The 17,541-nt window shown below is 67.8% G+C and carries 16 protein-coding genes; 6 read left to right on the top strand and 10 right to left on the bottom strand.

What is annotated here, in order from left to right; all coding sequences use genetic code 11:
* Positions 1-183 (bottom strand): hypothetical protein (locus tag E1261_RS46570; protein ID WP_238176560.1); only part of this gene is annotated, 183 nt, incomplete at its 3' end.
* A 33-nt stretch (positions 184-216) separates the two neighbouring features.
* A complete protein-coding gene (locus tag E1261_RS32170; protein WP_132413251.1) occupies positions 217-1,095 on the bottom strand; it encodes a LysR family transcriptional regulator in 879 nt (292 codons plus the stop codon).
* 96 nt (positions 1,096-1,191) lie between these two features.
* On the opposite strand from E1261_RS32170, the gene E1261_RS32165 reads away from it, so the two are divergent.
* On the top strand, positions 1,192-1,893 hold the full coding sequence (locus E1261_RS32165) for an SDR family oxidoreductase (RefSeq protein WP_132413249.1): 702 nt from the start codon (positions 1,192-1,194) through the stop codon (positions 1,891-1,893).
* Between the two features lie 143 nt (positions 1,894-2,036).
* On the opposite strand, the gene E1261_RS32160 is transcribed toward E1261_RS32165, so the two are convergent.
* Both E1261_RS32160 and E1261_RS32155 read right to left on the bottom strand, forming a co-directional pair.
* Positions 2,037-2,396 carry a VOC family protein gene (locus E1261_RS32160; RefSeq protein WP_132413247.1) on the bottom strand — a complete coding sequence of 120 codons (360 nt, stop codon included), beginning with the start codon at positions 2,394-2,396 and terminating at the stop codon, positions 2,037-2,039.
* Between the two features lie 31 nt (positions 2,397-2,427).
* The gene (locus tag E1261_RS32155) at positions 2,428-3,231 is read right to left on the bottom strand and encodes a helix-turn-helix transcriptional regulator (protein ID WP_165952730.1); all 804 of its coding nucleotides are present in this window, start codon (positions 3,229-3,231) and stop codon (positions 2,428-2,430) included.
* An 81-nt stretch (positions 3,232-3,312) separates the two neighbouring features.
* Between E1261_RS32155 and E1261_RS32150 the strand changes: the two genes are divergently transcribed.
* Together E1261_RS32150 and E1261_RS32145 are read left to right on the top strand one after the other, a co-directional pair.
* A complete protein-coding gene (locus E1261_RS32150) occupies positions 3,313-4,488 on the top strand; it encodes an MFS transporter (RefSeq protein WP_165952729.1) in 1,176 nt (391 codons plus the stop codon).
* Positions 4,428-5,204, top strand: a complete 777-nt coding sequence (locus E1261_RS32145; protein ID WP_132413243.1) for an alpha/beta fold hydrolase — start codon at positions 4,428-4,430, stop codon at positions 5,202-5,204. Before E1261_RS32150 ends, E1261_RS32145 begins: the two co-directional genes overlap by 61 nt.
* On the opposite strand, the gene E1261_RS32140 is transcribed toward E1261_RS32145, so the two are convergent.
* From E1261_RS32140 to dnaE, 3 genes are read right to left on the bottom strand one after another with little or no spacing between them, the layout of a single operon-like run.
* Positions 5,179-6,732 (bottom strand): DUF3352 domain-containing protein, encoded by a 1,554-nt coding sequence (locus E1261_RS32140; protein ID WP_132413241.1) that lies wholly within the window; start codon positions 6,730-6,732, stop codon positions 5,179-5,181. The two genes, E1261_RS32145 and E1261_RS32140, sit on opposite strands and share 26 nt — an antisense overlap.
* A gap of 51 nt (positions 6,733-6,783) precedes the next feature.
* A complete protein-coding gene (locus E1261_RS32135) occupies positions 6,784-7,416 on the bottom strand; it encodes a hypothetical protein (RefSeq protein ID WP_238176559.1) in 633 nt (210 codons plus the stop codon).
* A 23-nt stretch (positions 7,417-7,439) separates the two neighbouring features.
* A complete protein-coding gene (dnaE, locus tag E1261_RS32130; protein ID WP_132413237.1) occupies positions 7,440-10,994 on the bottom strand; it encodes a DNA polymerase III subunit alpha in 3,555 nt (1,184 codons plus the stop codon).
* 157 nt (positions 10,995-11,151) lie between these two features.
* Between dnaE and E1261_RS32125 the strand changes: the two genes are divergently transcribed.
* Positions 11,152-11,775: a DJ-1/PfpI family protein gene (locus E1261_RS32125; RefSeq protein WP_132413235.1), complete on the top strand. Its 624-nt coding sequence runs from the start codon at positions 11,152-11,154 to the stop codon at positions 11,773-11,775.
* On the opposite strand, the gene E1261_RS32120 is transcribed toward E1261_RS32125, so the two are convergent.
* The 3 genes from E1261_RS32120 to E1261_RS32110 are packed head-to-tail and all read right to left on the bottom strand — an operon-like array spanning position 11,767 to position 13,732.
* Complete coding sequence (locus E1261_RS32120) at positions 11,767-12,675, bottom strand: RluA family pseudouridine synthase (protein ID WP_132413253.1); 909 nt, start codon at positions 12,673-12,675, stop codon at positions 11,767-11,769. The two genes, E1261_RS32125 and E1261_RS32120, sit on opposite strands and share 9 nt — an antisense overlap.
* A 14-nt stretch (positions 12,676-12,689) precedes the next feature.
* Positions 12,690-13,304, bottom strand: a complete 615-nt coding sequence (gene lspA / locus E1261_RS32115) for a signal peptidase II (protein WP_132413233.1) — start codon at positions 13,302-13,304, stop codon at positions 12,690-12,692.
* Complete coding sequence (locus E1261_RS32110; protein WP_202875202.1) at positions 13,277-13,732, bottom strand: TraR/DksA family transcriptional regulator; 456 nt, start codon at positions 13,730-13,732, stop codon at positions 13,277-13,279. The genes lspA and E1261_RS32110 overlap by 28 nt, the downstream gene beginning before the upstream one ends.
* Here E1261_RS32110 and E1261_RS46100 point away from each other — a divergent pair.
* On the top strand, positions 13,731-13,883 hold the full coding sequence (locus tag E1261_RS46100; RefSeq protein WP_202875200.1) for a hypothetical protein: 153 nt from the start codon (positions 13,731-13,733) through the stop codon (positions 13,881-13,883). The genes E1261_RS32110 and E1261_RS46100 overlap by 2 nt on opposite strands.
* A gap of 466 nt (positions 13,884-14,349) precedes the next feature.
* Positions 14,350-17,502, top strand: coding sequence for an isoleucine--tRNA ligase (gene ileS / locus E1261_RS32105; RefSeq protein ID WP_132413229.1), 3,153 nt, complete (start codon positions 14,350-14,352; stop codon positions 17,500-17,502).
* The last annotated feature ends 39 nt before the right edge of the window (positions 17,503-17,541 follow it).

The following is a 17,541-nucleotide window of genomic DNA, read 5'->3' as shown; positions in this document are numbered from 1 at the left end:
ACCCCGAGCCCCCGACTCGAGGTCCTGATCAGCCACGATCTTGTCCAGAGCAGCCTGCAACTTCGCCGCCTTGTCCGGCGCAAGCGCAACAGTTCCAGCCTCCGGAAACGCCCGTTCCCCAGTCGTCTGCGGCTTTCCACCCCCGCCCGCACATGCAGTCACCGCCACGAGCAGAATCGCCATAATCCCCCAGAGCCTCATGATCGATGGTCCCACTCAGCGGGTCATCACCCAGTCGACTGTGCCCGCAAGGGCAGCGAACTCCTGGATGGCCCGGGAACGGCGGGAGGCCAGCCAGGCCAGGGAGATCTTGTTCGGGGCGAGGTCGTTCACCGGTACGGCGCTCACGTCGGCGCGCTGGTAGAACCTCGCCACGGAGAGCGGGAGGATCGAGATACCGCGACCGCTCGCGACGTGTTCCAGCTTCTCCTCGACGCTGGACACCTCGGAGAAGCGGCGCGACCTGCCCGATCGCGGCTCGACGGCGATGTCGCGCCACTCCGGGACCTGGTCGGGGTGCTGCATGAGGTGTTCGTCGGCGAGGTCGCCGATGTCGACGGACGGCTTGCCGGCCAGTCGATGGTCCGCAGGCAGGATGGCCAGGCGGGGTTCCTCGAACAGCGGCCGGATACTCAGCCCCCGTTGCTCGATCGGTAGGCGTACCACACTCACGTCGGCGCGACCGTCGTACAGGACCTGCACCTGATCGAAGGTGGTCGTCCGGAGCACCTCGACCTCGATGTCCGGCCGGAGCGCTTCGAACGCCCGCACGGCCGGGGTCACGGTGATCCCGGGCATGAAGCCGATCGTGAAGGTGCGCGGGCCGCGAGCGGCCTGGGCGACCCGGCGACGGAGGGCCTCGGCCGAGCTGATCAGCGGCCGCGCGTCCTCGAGCAGTTGCCGACCGGCCGCGGTGAGCTCGGTCGCGCGTTTGGTGCGGGCGAAGAGCTGGGCGCCGAGCTCGTGCTCGAGCGCACGGATCTGCCGTGACAGCACCGGCTGCGCGATGTGCAGGCGCTCCGCCGCGCGCCCGAAATGCAGCTCCTCGGCGACGGCGACGAAGTACCGGAGCTTGCGCAGGTCGACGTCAGTCATACCTTCAGGGTATTACAGACGCCCGAACAGGTCTTGGACCGCGAGCACCCGGCAGGCGCATCGTGAAAGGGAATCCCCACCACGAAAGGCTTTCTGATGACCCTGCACGACCAGCGCATCGTTCTCCTCGGCGGTACGTCGGGAATCGGGCTGGCCACCGCCCGCCTGGCCGCGGAGCACGGCGCCACCGTGATCGTTGCCTCCAGCAACCCTTCCTCCGTCGAGCGAGCACTGGCCGAACTCCCCGCAACCGCTGACGGCACGACGGTCGACCTGACCGACCCGGCCGCTGTCGAAGCGTTCTTCGCCGGACTCGACCCGTTCGACCACCTCGTCTACACCGCCGGCGAAGCGCTCACGCTGCTCGAACTCCGGTCCCTCGACCTCGCCCGCGCGCGGCAGGCCTTCGAACTGCGGTACTTCGGCGCACTCGGTGCGATCCATGCCGCCGTACCGAAGATCCGCTCCGGCGGTTCCGTCGTACTCACCAGCGGAACCGCCGCCGACCGCTCCGGACCGGGCTGGGCCGTCGCCGCCAGCATCTGCGGAGCCGCCGACTCCCTCGTCCGCGCGCTGGCTCTCGAGCTTGCCCCGATCCGGGTCAACGCCGTCAAACCCGGCATCGTCCGAACCCCCTTGTGGCCGGACGGATTCGACTACGAAGCCGCCGCCGAAGCACTCCCGGTCGGCCGCATCGGCGAACCCGAGGACATCGCCGAGGCTTACGTCTTCCTGATGAACCAGCACTACGCCACCGGCTCCATCGTCACCGTCGGCGGCGGCAACGTCCTCGTCTGACCGCAATCACCTTGAGCACGGTTCAGTCATCCCCGCGGCCAGAACGTGGTCAACCGGCGCTCAAGGTGCCCCGCCCCGACCACCTTGAGCACGGTTCAGTCGTCCGCGCGGCCAGAACGTGGTTGACGGGTGCTCAAGGTGGGTTAGTCCTGGACGACGTACAGGGTGTTGGTGTCGGGGTCCTGGAAGGTGAACATGGGTGGGACGCCGGGCCAGGACAGGAGGTCGCTGGTCGCCACCTGCTCGGCGGTGAGGTGTTGGTGGGTGGCGGCCGCGTCGGGGGTGCCTAGGCGGATGCCGGTGTCGAGGCCGGCTTCGGTCGCGAGGGTGAGGGCGATGTTGGCGCCGCCGGGGGTGGCGACGACGATCCAGCGGCCGCCGAGTTGCGGGAGTGGGGCGTCGACAACGAGGGCGAAGCCGAGGGTCTTGGTGTAGAACTCCAGCGCGCGGTCCTGGTCGGTGACCGGGATGCCGACGGTGTGCAGACTCGTGAAATGGTTCATGGTGACTCCTCAAGGTGAAAGATGCTTTCACTCAGGAGGTAGAGACTGCTCCGGAGATTTCGACATCACCGGGCAAAGGATTTTCGAGCCCGTACAGAACGAGGTACTGATCAGGCGTGTCCAGTACGGCGAGCACCTCGTGCCGAACGGTCAGTTCGCCGAGCACCGGGTGCTTGAGGCGCCGCTCCCCCGACACATGCCGCCTGACGTCCCGCCGCGGCCACCGCTCGGCGAACTCCGGAATCGCGAGCAGTTCCTCGACCAGTACGCCGTACTCCGGGTCATCGACCATGTGCCCAGCCGCAGCACGGAGGTGGGCGACGACATCGTCCGCCACCTCGTCCCAGTCCAGGTAGAGCTCGCGGGCCGCGGGGCTGAAGGCGTACCGCGCGTTGTGTGGACGGTCGGCTGAGAAGCGGCCAGGGAACAGGAAGGCGGCAGCGTCGTTCCAAGCCAGCACCTCACCGATCCGCCCGAGCACCACAGCGGCAGTCGGGACCACCAGGAAGTTCATCGTGCGGAGCGCCGACTCCGAGACCGTCTGCACCTCGAGCGCCGGCGTCTCCGTGTCGGCAGCCAGTGCCCTGAGGTGGTTCGACTCGTCGTCGGTCAGGCCGAGGGCGCGGATCAGCGCTTCGAGCACGCTGTCCGACGGATGCGGGGCGCGCCCCTGCTCGAGCCGCGTGTAGTAGCCGACACTCACCCCGGCCAGGTCGGCGAGCTCTGCACGCCGCAGACCGGGCGTCCGGCGTGGCTCCTCGCTGTCCGGAGGTGTCAGGCGCCCACGACGCTCTCGCAAGAACTCGCCCAGCTCCCGCCGCCGTGCCGATCTCACCCTGTCCTCCAACCTGGGTGGTCCTGTCAGGTGCACCCAGCAACCTTTTGTCCGCCTGTTCCGCGGACCACGGTAGTAGTTGTGCCCACTCGACGTTCGGCTACTACTGCAGCCGCCTTGTCCTTCTTCCTGATCACCCTCAACGCCTCGACGGTGACCACGGCGTTGCCGATGATCGGCCGCGATCTTAACGCGCGAGCCGGCCTGGCCTGGGTGCTCACCGGCTACTCGCTCGTGTTCGCCGTCGCGCTGCTTCCGGCCGGGGCATGGGCCGACCGGATCGGTGCCCGGCGCGCGTTCGTGGCCGGCCTCGCCTTGTTCGCCGCGACTTCCGCGGTCTGCGCACTCGCCACCAACCTCACAGTTCTGCTCGCGGCGCGCGCAGTCCAAGGCATCGCGGCGGCGGTCATCCTCCCGTCGGGACTGTCGATGCTCAACGCGGCCTACCCCGAACCATCCGAACGCGGCAAAGCGGTCGGCCGCTGGAGCGCGGCCGGAGCGATCGCACTCGTGGTTGGTTCGCCCTTGGGTGGAGCGGTCACGAGCGCGATCGGCTGGCAGGGCACATTCTGGATCAACGTTCCGCCCACACTGCTCGCGCTCGTCGTCGCCCTCCGCACCCCCGCTACCCCGAAGCCACAGCCGGTACGGCGGACGTCGTACCGGGAGCTGGTCACCGCGCCGGCGGTCGTGCTCAGCTCGGCCACCGGGTTCGCGCTGAACTTCGCGACGTACGGGACGATCTTCGTCGTGACACTGTTCCTGCAGCAGGACCGCGGTCAGTCTGCCTGGGTGAGCGGTCTGGTGTTCATCCCGATGACCCTGCTCATCATCCCGGCGAATCTGCTGACCGGCCGACTGGCGGTCAGGCTCGGCATCCGGCGCACCCTGCTGCTCGGTCAAGGCCTGATGGCCGCCGGTCTGGCCGGCCTGCTGATCGGCGGGCCGGTCTGGGCGTTCGCCCTTTGGCTGCTGCCGCTCGGGATCGGCGGCGGTCTGATCGCACCGACCACAACCACGCTGATGCTCAACGGGCTACCGCCCGCGCGCAGCGGATTCGGGGCCGGCCTGCTGAACGCGATCCGGCAATTCGGCAGCGCCGCGGCTCCCGCCGTACTGGCTCCGCTGGGGTTCCGGCTCTGCATGATTCTGTCGGCGGTGGTCATCGTCGCGCCCGCACTCATCGGAAGGAAGCAATGCCTACCCACGGCCAACACCACTACGAAGACGCCGGCGGCCGCGGACTCCCAGTCCTAGCCCTGCATGGTGTCTTCGGTCGCGGACTGACCTTCGCCGCCCTCGCTGAGCAGCTGCTGCCGGAGTACCGCGTGATCGCGCCCGACCTTCGCGGGCACGGTCTCACCACAGCGGCCGGCGACTTCAGCCGGGAGGCGTTCGTGGATGACATGGCGCAGTTCGTCGAGGCGCTCGGCCTGGCGCCCGTGCTGCTGTACGGACATTCGCTCGGCGGCGTCACGGCGTACCAGCTAGCTGCCCGGCGACCCGAGCTGGCGCGTGCCGTGGTCGTCGAGGACGTCGGTGCGGTCACCGATGAGACTGCGGTAGCCCAGCCGGTGCTCGACGTAGCGGACTGGCCGCGCCACTTCGCGAGCCAGGCGGCGGCTGCGGAGTTCTTTGCCACGACTCCTGCTCCGGACTACTTCCTGGAGAGCGTTGTCGACGGCGAACTGCTCTTCGACCTGGCCACGATGATGCGCGTCCAGGAAGGCAACCGTGGCGCGTGGTGGGCCGACTGGGAGGCCGTGAACTGTCCGGTGTTGTTGCTGCGAGCAACCAACAGCTTCCTGCTGAGCGCGGACCAGGCTGTCGAGATGGCACGGCGGCGGCCGGGCACCGAGCAGGTGGTGTTCGAGGGTACCGGGCACTGGATTCATCGAGAAGACCCGGACGGCTGTGCTGCTGCCGTCCGGGCCTTCGTCGAGCGAACTACTTGGCGACGACGCGGAGCGTGAACTCGCCCTCGAAGTTGCCGGTGTTGCGGGCGACCATGCCCGCCGAGCGCAGGGCCTTGAGGTCGGCGTTGGCCTTCTCGCCCATCGCCTCCATGACGCTGCTGACGCCGTCGAAGTCGACGTAGGCGATGCCGGTGGCACCGGACACGTCCGGTAGGGCCGCCTTGAAGCTCTCCGAGGCACCGAGGTTGCCGCTCTCGAGCACCTTCGCGGCGTACTCCTTGTCGGTCGAGACGACCAGGGTGTCACCGTCCTTGGCGGTCTCGATCGGCACCTGGACCGGCGACTCCTGCTGCAGGAGCGTGGTCAGCTTCGCGATCACCGGCTCGGCCTTGGCCGGGTCGGTCTCCAGCCGGGCCGCGATCTTCGGGCCGGCCGAGGCGTCCTTGTCGACGACGAGCGACAGGTTCTTGCCGAACAGGGCCTTCAGGTCGTCCGGCAGCTTCAGGCCGGTCTGCTCCGCGAACCCCTGCACGAGGTCGCCGAACTCACCGCTCTTCCCAAGGCTCTTCCACGCCGTGTCGATCGTCGAGTCGACACCCGACACACTGATCGCCGCGGCGGTCGTGTCCGGCAGCTTGGTGACGAGCTCGCTCGCGTCGGCCGCCTTCGCCACGATCTCCTGGTCGGAGCGGACGAAGCCCTTGAGCTCGACATACTGGGCGTCGAACCGCAGCGCCGCAGCCATGCTGCCGTTACCGATCGGATCGACCTTGGCCGGACCCATCGACCCGACCGCCTTGGTCAGACCGGCGAAGTCCGCCCACAGCGTCGCAAAACCGGGCTCGCCCAGCTTCTCCAGGTCAGCCTGGTACTGCGTGTTCTCGGCCAGCGGACTGGTCTTCGCGGCGGCCATGGCGGAGTCGAGCTCTGCCTGGGTCTCGGCGACCACCATGTAGCCACCGGTGAACGCGTAGGCGGGATCGTCGGGCTCCTTGACGCCCTTCTCCATCGCCTGGGTGGCGGTCTTCTCGTCCTTCACCTGAACCGCGAAGACGAGACTGGGCTCCTTCTTCTTGGCCTCGGTGGCCGGCAGTGCGGCGATGCCGACCCGGTCACCGAGCCACGGCTCGACGTCCTTGGCGTAGTCGACGTCCTTGAGGTCGTCGTCGTCCGCCTTGATCGCCTCGAAGATCTTCTGGCGCAGGTCGTCCTTGTCGCCGGTCAGCTTCAGCTTGTCCTTGGCGGACGGGAACTTCATCAGGAACCGCAGCGCGGCGAGCTTCTGGCCGGCCGACGGGTTCAGGTCCACGCGCAGGTAGCCGATCGCCGTACCGGGAAGCACCGTGTCCGGCTGCTTGCCACCGTTGAGCTTGCCGTAGGCAAAGATTCCGCCGCCGGCCACCACCAGCACCATGGCCAGGGCCGCGACGATCGGGATCAGCTTGCCCCGCTTGGGCTTCGGCGCCTCCGGCTGCCACGTGCCGCCCATTTGCACCTGCTCATAGGGAGCGAAGTTCTGGGGCGGGTACTGCGCACCACCCTGCCCCGGGAACTGCGGGCCGGGCGGAGTGTTCTGGTCAGACATCAACTTCCCCCTCGTACGGACCGGTGGCCTCACCCACCGGACCAAGACACCCTAGTGCACCGGCGGGTGGCCCTCTGACGCAACAGGTTTCGAACCGGTTGCATCCTCGGCCCGCCAAGTGACGGCCGCAATCACTGCTGCTGCCAACGCCGCACCCACCAACCAAGCCACCGCGGGCGTCCACGTATGCAGCTCGAGCGGTGCCGCCACCAGGTCACCCGGCTTCGCAGCCTCGAGCCGAGGGTTCAGCGGGTCGTGCCCCAGCAGCATCCCCACACCCCAGGACACACCGGAACCCAAGCAAGCACCCAGTACGACGACCGCCACCGACCAGGGGCCGTAATTCCGCAGCCACCAGAACAGCGCGCCGCCGAGCAGGAAGGCAGTCACGAACCCGATCGCGGTGAACGTGCCGTCCGGCCCGAACACCCGGGTCATCTGCTCCTCCCCCAGCGCCCCGCCCTGCTCGTCCACCGTGTACTGCGCCAGTGGCGAGAACTGCTGCCAGGCCCAGCCACCAACGACCCCGGCCACCAGGAAGACCACCACGGTGACCAGAATCGCCTTCGCCCACGGCATCACCGGCTCAGGCGCCGGCGGCACCCCGAACGGATTCATCGACGGCGGCGCAAGATAAGGCCCCGGCTGTCCATAGACAGGCCGCGGCGGCAAGGAGTCACTCACCTCGACAGTGTGCCGCATAACCCCTACCCGGCCAGGCAGGAGGGGCCGAGGAGGGCTTTCAGGTCGGCCATCAGGGAGGAACTGGGGGTGACGCGGAAGCGGTCGCCGATGCGCATGACGGTGGTTTTCTGGCGGGCTTCCAGGCGGAGCTGGACCTCCGTCATACCGGGGTGGGACTGGAGGACGTCGCGGAGCTGGTCGACGACGGGCTTGGTACAGCGGGTGACGGGCATGGTGATGACGACCGGGCCGCTGGGGCCCTGGGTCAGGTCGGGGACGACGACCTCGTCGCCGCTCAGCTCGACGCGGTCCTCGCGCCGGCGGATGCGGCCCTTCATCAAGATGATCGCGTCGTTGCTGAGCAGGTGGGCGTGCAACTGGTACGCCGAGGAGAACATCATCACCTCGATCGAACCTTCGAGGTCCTCGATGGTGACGATCGCGTAGATGTCACCGCGCTTGTTCACCTTGCGCTGGACCGCGGTGACCAGGCCGCCGATGGTGACCCTGGTGCCGTCGGGGCGATCCTCGTCACTGAGAAGCTGCCCGATCGTGCAGTCGGTGCCGTTGGTGAGCACGTGCTCGACGCCGAACAGCGGGTGGTCGGAGACGTACAGACCGAGCATGTCGCGCTCGTGCGCGAGCTTGGTGGCCTTGTCCCACTCCTCGATCTCGGGCACCCGCACCGACAGCCGGCTGTTCACCTCGCCGTCGCCGCCGGCCGGCTCCTCGTCCCCCATCGAGAACAGGTCGAACTGGCCGTGCGCCTCGTTCCGCTTGAGGTCGATCGCCTCGTCCACCGCCTGCTCGTGGACCGCGACGACCGCACGCCGGGCGTGGTTCATCGAGTCGAACGAACCGGCCTTGCCCAGCGACTCGATGACCCGCTTGTTGCAGACCGGCAGCGAGACCTTGTCGATGAAGTCGACGAAGTCAGTGAACCGGCCCTTCTCCTCGCGGGCCGCGACGATCTCGGCGACCACGTTCACGCCGACGTTGCGGATCCCGGACAGACCGAAGCGGATGTCGGTGCCGACCGGGGTGAAGTTCGAGTCGGACTCGTTCACGTCCGGCGGGAGCACCTTGATACCCATCCGGCGGCACTCGTTGAGGTAGATGGCCATCTTGTCCTTGTCGTCCTTCACCGACGTCAGAACAGCAGCCATGTACTCGGCCGGGTAGTTCGCCTTCAGGTACGCCGTCCAGTACGAGACCAGCCCGTACGCCGCGGAGTGCGCCTTGTTGAACGCGTAGTCGGAGAACGGGAGCAGGACGTCCCAGAGTGCCTTGACCGACCCCTCGGAGAAGCCGTTCGCCTTCATGCCCTCGGCGAAGCCGACGTACTCCGCGTCCAGCACCTCGCGCTTCTTCTTGCCCATCGCCCGGCGGAGCAGGTCCGCCTTGCCCAGCGAGTAGCCGGCCAGGCGCTGGGCGATCTCCATCACCTGCTCCTGATAGACGATCAGGCCGTAGGTGACACCGAGGATCGGCTCGAGGGCGACCGCGAGCTCGTCGTGCGGGTAGCTGATCTCCTGCTGCTTGTTCTTGCGCAGGGCGTAGTTGGTGTGGCTGTTCGCGCCCATCGGGCCGGGCCGGTAGAGCGCACCGACGGCGGAGATGTCCTCGAAGTGGTCCGGCTTCATCAGCCGCAGCAGCGCCCGCATCGGGCCGCCGTCGAACTGGAAGACGCCGAGGGTGTCGCCGCGGCCGAGCAGCTCGAAGGTCGCTTTGTCGTCGGGGCTGCGGCCGAGCGCATCCAGGTCCAGCGTGATGCCACGGCTGGCTTCGACGTTCTTGACCGCGTCGTCCATGATCGTCAGGTTGCGCAGACCCAGGAAGTCCATCTTGACCAGGCCGAGCGTCTCGCAGCTCGGGTAGTCGAACTGGGTGATGATCTGGCCGTCCTGGTCGCGGCGCATGATCGGGATCAGCTCGATCAGCGGCTCGCTGGACATGATCACACCGGCCGCGTGCACACCCCACTGGCGCTTCAGGTTCTCCAGGCCGCGGGCGGTGTCGACGATCTTGCGGACGTCCTGGTCGGCCTCGTAGAGCTGGCGGAACTCGCCGGCCTCGGAGTAGCGCTTGTGGCTGGAGTCGAAGATGCCGGACAGCGGCACGTCCTTGCCCATCACCGCGGGCGGCATCGCCTTGGTGATCCGGTCACCCATCGCGAACGGGTAGTCGAGCACCCGGCCGGCGTCCTTGATCGCCTGCTTGGCCTTGATCGTTCCGTAGGTGACGATCATCGCGACCCGGTCGTCGCCGTACTTCTCGGTGACGTAGCGGATCACCTCGGGGCGGCGGCGGTCGTCGAAGTCGATGTCGAAGTCGGGCATCGACATCCGTTCCGGGTTCAGGAACCGCTCGAAGATCAGGCCGTGCACCAGTGGGTCGAGGTCGGTGATCCGCATCACGTACGCGCACATCGAGCCGGCGCCGGAGCCACGGCCCGGGCCGACCCGGATGCCGTTCTCCTTGGCCCAGTTGATGAAGTCGGCGACGACCAGGAAGTAGCCCGCGTACCCCTTCGAGGTGATGACCTCGATCTCGTACTCCGCCTGCTTGCGGACGTGGTCCGGGACGCCGGCCGGGTAGCGCTTGTGCAGCCCGGTCTCGACCTCGGCGATGAACCAGGACTCCTCGTTGTGCCCCTCCGGGCAGGGGAAGCGCGGCATGAACCGGCCCTCCCCCTCGGTGAAGCTGACGTCGCACTGCTCGGCGATCAGCAGCGTGTTGTCACACGCCTCCGGGAAGTCCTTCCAGACCTCGCGCATCTCGGCCGCGGTCTTCACGTAGAACTCGTTCGCGTCGAACTTGAACCGGTTCGGGTCCGACAGGGTCGAGCCGGACTGCACACACAGCAGCGCCGCGTGCGCGGTGGCGTCCTCGGCCTTGGTGTAGTGCAGGTCGTTGGTGGCCACCAGCGGCAGCCCGAGCTCCTTGGCCAGCCGGAGCAGGTCGCCCTGGATGTTCCGCTCGATGCCGAGGCCGTGGTCCATCAGCTCGCAGTAGAAGTTCTCCTTGCCGAAGATGTCGCGGAACTCCGAGGCCGCCTTGATGGCCTCGTCGTACTGCCCCAGCCGCAGCCGCGTCTGCACCTCGCCGGACGGGCAGCCGGTGGTCGCGATCAGGCCCTGGCCGTACGTGTTCAGCAGCTCGCGGTCCATCCGGGGCTTGAAGTAGTAGCCCTCGAGAGACGCCAGCGAGCTCATCTTGAACAGGTTGTGCATACCCGACGTGTTCTTCGCCAGCAGCGTCATGTGGGTATAGGCACCCGAACCCGAGACGTCGTCGCGGCCCGAGTTCGCGTCGCCCCACTTGACCCGCTTGCGTTCGGTCCGGTGGGTGTGCGGTGTCAGGTACGCCTCGACGCCGATGATCGGCTTGACGTCGTACTTCTTCGCGGTCTTCCAGAACTCGTAGGCCCCGAAGACGAACCCGTGGTCGGTGGTCGCGATCGCCGGCTGGCCCATCTCCTGGGCCGTTTTGAACAACTCGTCGATCCTTGCCGCGCCATCCAGCATCGAGTACTCGGTGTGCACGTGGAGATGCACAAAACTGTCGCTGGACCCCATATCGGCGCGGACCTCCCAGGGCGTGAGTGAGCGGGACCGGTACAGAGTATGCGGGCCCACGGACAGTTCTGAATCGGCGCTCCGGCCGGCCCCCAGACGCCCGCTATCCGGTCGTCGCACTCTTGACAGCATATTGTCGTTACGACATGATGTTGTCATGACCGAGAACAGCGCCACCACCGTCCACGTCGCCGTCTACGACACCTACGCCGACTGGGAAGCCGGCTTCGCCACCGCCGCCATCAACCGCCCGGACTGGCAGCGCAAACCAGGCCGGTACGTCGTCCGCACGGTCGGCGCGAGCCTGGATCCGATCCGTACCACCGGCGGCATGCGAGTCCTGCCGGACGTGACGCTCGACGAGCTCACCCCGGCCGAGAGCGCGATGCTGATCCTGCCGGGCAACGACCTGTTCCCGACCCCGGCGTACCAGCCGTTCGTCGCGAGGGCGCGCGAGTTCCTGGCGGCCGACGTACCGGTGGCTGCCATCTGTGGCGCGACCGGTGGGCTGGCGATGGCCGGGCTGCTGGACGACCGGGCGCACACCAGCAACGCCCTCGAGTTCCTGCAGAGCCTCGGGTACGGCGGCGCTGCAAACTACCGCGATGAGCTCGCGGTGACCGACGGTCCGCTGATCACCGGGAAGGCGCAGGCACCGGTCGAGTTCGCCAGGGAGATCCTGGCGAAGCTCGAGGTGTACGAGCCCGCCGTACTCGACTCTTGGTACAAGCTGTACGGCTCGAAGGACCCGGCCGGGTTCTACGAGTTGATGTCAGTGTGAGTCGGCGAGTTTGTCGAGGGCCTGGTCCAGGTCCTCGGGGTACTGCGAGGTGAACTCGACGTACTCCCCGCTGCCCGGGTGGTCGAAGCCGAGGCGCATGGCGTGCAGCCACTGACGCTGCAACTGGAGCTTCTCGGCCAGCACTGGGTCCGCGCCGTACGTGAGATCGCCGCAGCACGGGTGGCCGATCGCGGACATGTGGACGCGGATCTGGTGCGTGCGGCCCGTCTCGAGGGTGATCTCGAGCAGGGTCGCGTACCGGAAGGCCTCGAGCGTCTCGTAGTGCGTGATGCTGGGCTTGCCGCCCGCGATGACGCCGAACTTGTAGTCGTGGTGCGGGTGCCGGTCGATCGGCGCGTCCACGGTGCCGGTGAACGGGTCGGGGTGACCCTGGACCAGCGCGTGGTAGATCTTCTTCACCGTCCGCTCCTTGAAGGCGCGCTTGAGAACGGTGTACGCGTACTCCGTCTTGGCGACGACCATCAGGCCGGAGGTGCCCACGTCGAGCCGGTGCACGATCCCCTTGCGCTCGGCGGCACCGCTGGTGGAGATGTTGAAGCCGGCTCCGGCCAGGTGCCCGATCACGGTCGGGCCGGTCCAGCCCGGGGACGGGTGCGCGGCGACACCGACGGGCTTGTCCACCACGACGATCTCGTCGTCGTCGTGCACGATCCGCAGGTTGTCGACGGTCTCCGGTACGACGGTCACCTCGGCCGGCGGCGGTGGCAGCTCGACATCGAGCATCACGCCGGCGGTCACGCGGGAGGACTTGAGCGCGGTCGAGCCGTCCATCTGGACCAGGCCGGCCTCGATCATCTCGGCGGCCTTGGTGCGGGAGACGCCGAACAGCCGGGACAAGGCGGCGTCGAGCCGCTCACCGGCCAGCCCGTCCGGGACCATCAGGGTGCGGGAGTTCACTTGCGCTGCTCCCTCGTGCCGTCGAGGCGGATGCCGCGCAGGGTCTGGATCACCAGCAGGATCGCGGCCGAGGTGACGGCCATGTCCGCGACGTTGAAGATCGCCCAGTGCGGCGTCTGCAGGAAGTCGATGACGTGGCCGTGGAACGGCGACGGCGGGCGGAAGATCCGGTCCGTGATGTTGCCGACCGCACCGCCGAACAGCAGCCCGAAGGCCACCGCCCAGCCGGCCGAGCCGAGCTTGCGGGACAGGTAGACGACCCCGATCGCGACGGCGATCTGGATCACGCTGATCACCGGCGTGTACCCGGCGCCGAGGCTGAACGCGGCGCCGGAGTTCCGGATCAGGTTGAACTTCAGCAGGCTGCCGATCACGTTCACCGGCTCCCCCGGCGTCAGATGCGCCAGGGCCAGAGCTTTGGTGAGCTGATCGAGCCCGAGAACCAGGATCCCGGCCACGCCGAACAACGCGATCCACTTCCACGACCGGTTCGCGGGCGGCTCCGGAGACGACGGAGAACCGGCCGACTCAGCGTCGGCCGGCTCCGGTGTTACGTCGTCCGAGGACGTGGGTGCGTCGTCGTTCAGCGACGTTCTTCGCGTTCTTTGCATGAGACGCACAGTGTCGCACGCGGGAATGCCTGCAGCCGACCCTTGCCGATGGCCTTGCCGCAGGACTCACACACGCCGTACGTGCCGTCCTCGATCCGGGACAGCGCGCGCTCGTCCTGGTCGAGCATGTCGCGGGCGTTGTTGGCCAGGGACATCTCGTGGTCGCGCTCCAGCGTCGTGGAGCCGACGTCGGCCTGGTCGTTGCCGGCGCCGTCACCGCCGTCGCGGAGCAGCCCGACGATCTCCTTCTCGGCGCTCTTGATCTCGTCGCGGAGGTGCAGCACATCGGCCTCCAGCTCGGCGCGGAGCTCGGCCAGCTCGGCCGCGGTCCACGGAGTCTCGCCGTCCTTCACCGCGAGGGTGTCGGCCTTGTGCACCGGGGTCTTGGCCGGCGCTGTCGCCGGTGTCCGGTTCTCGTTCGTCTTCATGGCCACCCTCTTCTTCGCCGGTGCCTTACGGGTCGTCTTCGGTGACTCGCTGGTTCCCGAGGCACTCTTCTTGGCCGCGGTCTTGCGTACGGGGGCGGACTTCCTGGGAGCCGTAGCCATGGGTAGCTACCCCCTCTTCGTCGGAGACTGAAGCGGACTGGTCGCCAGACAGTAGGCCAGCTCGGGGAGCCTGGCCAGTCCGACGCGCAGACCGTGGACATACGGTAGTCGCTTCTTCAAGTTCACTCGATGTTCCGCGCGTCACAGCCGCATCTCAGCCGCTACCCACGGTGACATTTCGATGAACTTCACGCAGCATTCTCACGGCTGTACCCAGCAACGGCCACTCATTAACAATTCGTAGTTGCCCGGTACGACGCCGTACACTGACTACCGCGAGCAGCAAGGCAGTGATGGGGCCATCACCCCGGAGCCGCCGGAAGAACGGTCCGTGGCGACCTATTAGAACCGGCAGCGGCGCGCGAAGGAAGTGGGTGACTCCCCTGGTTGACCCCTGGGAATCGCCAAGGAGGGTGGTACCGCGCGGTGCCCGGCCGATCCGGTCCAGGGCATTCCGTCCCTCGTCGAGCAGTCAACGGCGACGAAGGAACGGAACAATGGCGGCACAGAACCCCGGAACCGGCTGGCGGCAGGTCCCGGCCCAGGTTGACTTCCCCGCGCTGGAGCGCGAGGTGCTCACGCACTGGGACGAGCAAGACACCTTCGCCAAGAGTCTCGAGCAGTCCGCCGGCGGCACGCCGTGGACGTTCTTCGAAGGTCCCCCGACCGCGAACGGGATGCCCGGCACGCACCACATCGAGGCGCGTGTCTTCAAGGACCTCTTCCCGCGCTACCGGACCATGAAGGGTTTCTCGGTCGAGCGCAAGGCCGGCTGGGACTGCCACGGCCTGCCGGTCGAGGTCGCGGTCGAGAAGGAGCTCGGCTTCAACGGCAAGAACGACATCGAGGCCTACGGCATCGCCGAGTTCAACGCCAAGTGCCGGGAGTCCGTGCTGCGGCACGTCGACGCCTTCGCCGAGCTGACCAGCCGGATGGGCTACTGGGTCGACATGGACCACCCGTACCGGACGATGGACCCGGAGTACGTCCAGTCCGTGTGGTGGTCGCTCAAGCAGATCCACGACAAGGGTCTGCTGGTCGAGGACTACCGGATCACGCCGTACTGCCCGCGCTGTGGCACCGGCCTGTCCGACCACGAACTCGCCCAGGGCTACGAGACGGTCGTCGACCCCTCGGTCTACGTCCGCTTCCCGCTCACCTCCGGCCCCCTGGCCGGTACGGCGTCGCTGCTGGTCTGGACGACGACCCCGTGGACGCTGGTGTCCAACACCGCCGTGGCCGTGCACCCCGACGTCCAGTACGTCGTTGCCACCGACGGCACCGAGTCACTCGTGGTGGCCGAGCCGCTGCTGGACCGGCTCGGCGAGGGCTGGACCGTGACCGGGCAGTACGTCGGCCGTGACATGGAGCGCTGGAACTACCAGCGCCCGTTCGAGCTGGTGGAATTCCCCGAGCCGGCGCACTACGTCGTACTGGCTGAGTACGTGACCACTGAGGACGGCACCGGTCTGGTGCACCAGTCCCCCGCGTTCGGTGCGGACGACCTCATCGTCTGCCGAGCGTACGGGCTGCCGGTCGTGAAGCCGGTCGAGGCCGACGGAACGTTCTCCGCGGACATCCCGCTGGTGGGCGGCCAGTTCTTCAAGAAGGCCGACGCGGATCTGGTCAAGGACCTCGAGGCCCGCGGTGCGCTGTTCAAACACGTCCCGTACGAGCACCCGTATCCGCACTGCTGGCGCTGCCACACACCGGTCATGTACTACGCGCTCCCGTCCTGGTACATCCGCACCACGCAGGTGAAGGACGCACTGCTTCGGGAGAACGAGAAGACCAACTGGTTCCCGGAGTCGGTCAAGTGGGGCCGGTACGGCGACTGGCTGCGGAACAACATCGACTGGGCCGTCTCGCGCTCCCGCTACTGGGGGACGCCGCTGCCGATCTGGCGTTGCGAGGAGGACCACCAGGTCTGCGTCGGCTCGCTGGCCGAGCTCGGCGAGCTGGCCGGGCAGGACCTGAGTGCCACCGACCCGCACCGGCCGTACGTCGACGACATCACCTTCGCCTGCCCTCAGTGTGGTGCAGAGTCGAAGCGGGTCGCGGAGGTCATCGACGCCTGGTACGACTCGGGCGCGATGCCGTTCGCGCAGTGGGGCTACCCATGGGCGGACGGATCGAAGGAGAAGTTCGAGAAGGCCTACCCGGCTGACTTCATCTCCGAGGCGATCGACCAGACCCGCGGCTGGTTCTACACGCTGATGGCGATCGGCACGTTGGTGTTCGACGAGTCGTCGTACCGCAACGTCGTCTGCCTCGGGCACATCATGGCCGAGGACGGCCGGAAGATGTCCAAGCACCTCGGCAACATCCTGGAGCCGATCCCGCTGATGGACGACCACAGCGCGGACGCGGTGCGCTGGTTCATGGCCGCCTCCGGGTCGCCGTGGAAGGCACGCGGCATCGGGCCGAACGTGCTGAACGAGATCGTCCGGAAGGTGCTGCTGACCTACTGGAACACGGCGGCGTTCCACTCGCTGTACGCACGGCTGGCCGACTGGTCGCCGTCCGACGTACCGCCGGTCGCGGAGCGCTCGGTGCTGGACCGCTGGCTGGTCAGCGAGACGCACCGGCTGGTCCGGGACACGGATGAGGCGTACGCGGCGTACGACACGCAGAAGCTCGGCCTGCTGGTCAGCTCGTTCGTCGACACGCTGTCGAACTGGTACGTCCGGCGATCGCGGCGGCGGTTCTGGGCCGGTGACGCGGGCGCGCTGGCGACGCTGCACGAGACGCTTGAGGTGCTGACGCGGGTGATGGCGCCGCTCACGCCGTTCGTGACGGAGCGGGTCTGGCAGGACGTGTTCCGGCCGGTCATGCCTGGGTTGGCGGAGTCCGTGCACCTGTCGCAGTTCCCGACGTACGACGCTGGGCTGATCGACGACGTACTGGCGCAGCACGTGTCGATGGCCAAGCGGGTCGTCGAGCTCGGCCGGTCGGCGCGGGCGGATGCGAAGGTCCGCACGCGCCAGCCGCTGTCCCGGGCGCTGGTCGGATCTGCTGCGATCGCGGACCTGTCCCCGGAGCTGCGGCAGGAGATCGCCGACGAGCTGAACGTCGGTTCGGTCGAGCCGTTGTCGTCGGCGGGTGCGGACCTGGTCGAGTTCTCCGCGAAGGGCAACTTCCGCGAGCTCGGCAAGCGGTTCGCCAAGCAGACCCCGCTGGTCGCGGCCGCGATCGCCGCCGCCGATGCCGCCGGTCTGGCCGCTGTTTTGAAGGCGACCGGTACGGCGACAGTCGTGGTCGACGGGGCCGACGTCGAGGTGACCGAGGCCGACGTACTGCTGTCCGAACGCCCCAAGGAAGGCTGGTCGGTGGTGAACGAACAGGGCGAGACCGTTGCCCTCGACCTCGAAATCACCCCCGAACTCAAGCAGGCCGGCCTCGCCCGCGAGGTGGTCCGCACCCTCCAGGAAGCCCGCAAGGCCGCCGGCCTCGAGGTCTCCGACCGCATCAAGGTCTGGCTCACCACCACCGACCCCGACCTGGCCGATGCCCTCGGCAAGCACGCCGACGACCTGGCCAAGGAAGTCCTGGCCACCGAACTGACCCACTCGGCCCCCGCCGACTCGGCAGACCTTGCCACCGGCACCGAGCCCGACCTCAACCTCACCTACTGGCTAACCAAGGCCTAACGAGCCGGGACGGCCCGGCCCGGACTGCCGGCCCCGCGC

Source organism: Kribbella albertanoniae (genome assembly GCF_004348455.1).
GTDB lineage: Bacteria > Actinomycetota > Actinomycetes > Propionibacteriales > Kribbellaceae > Kribbella > Kribbella albertanoniae.
This window is presented reverse-complemented; position numbering and strand designations above follow the sequence as displayed.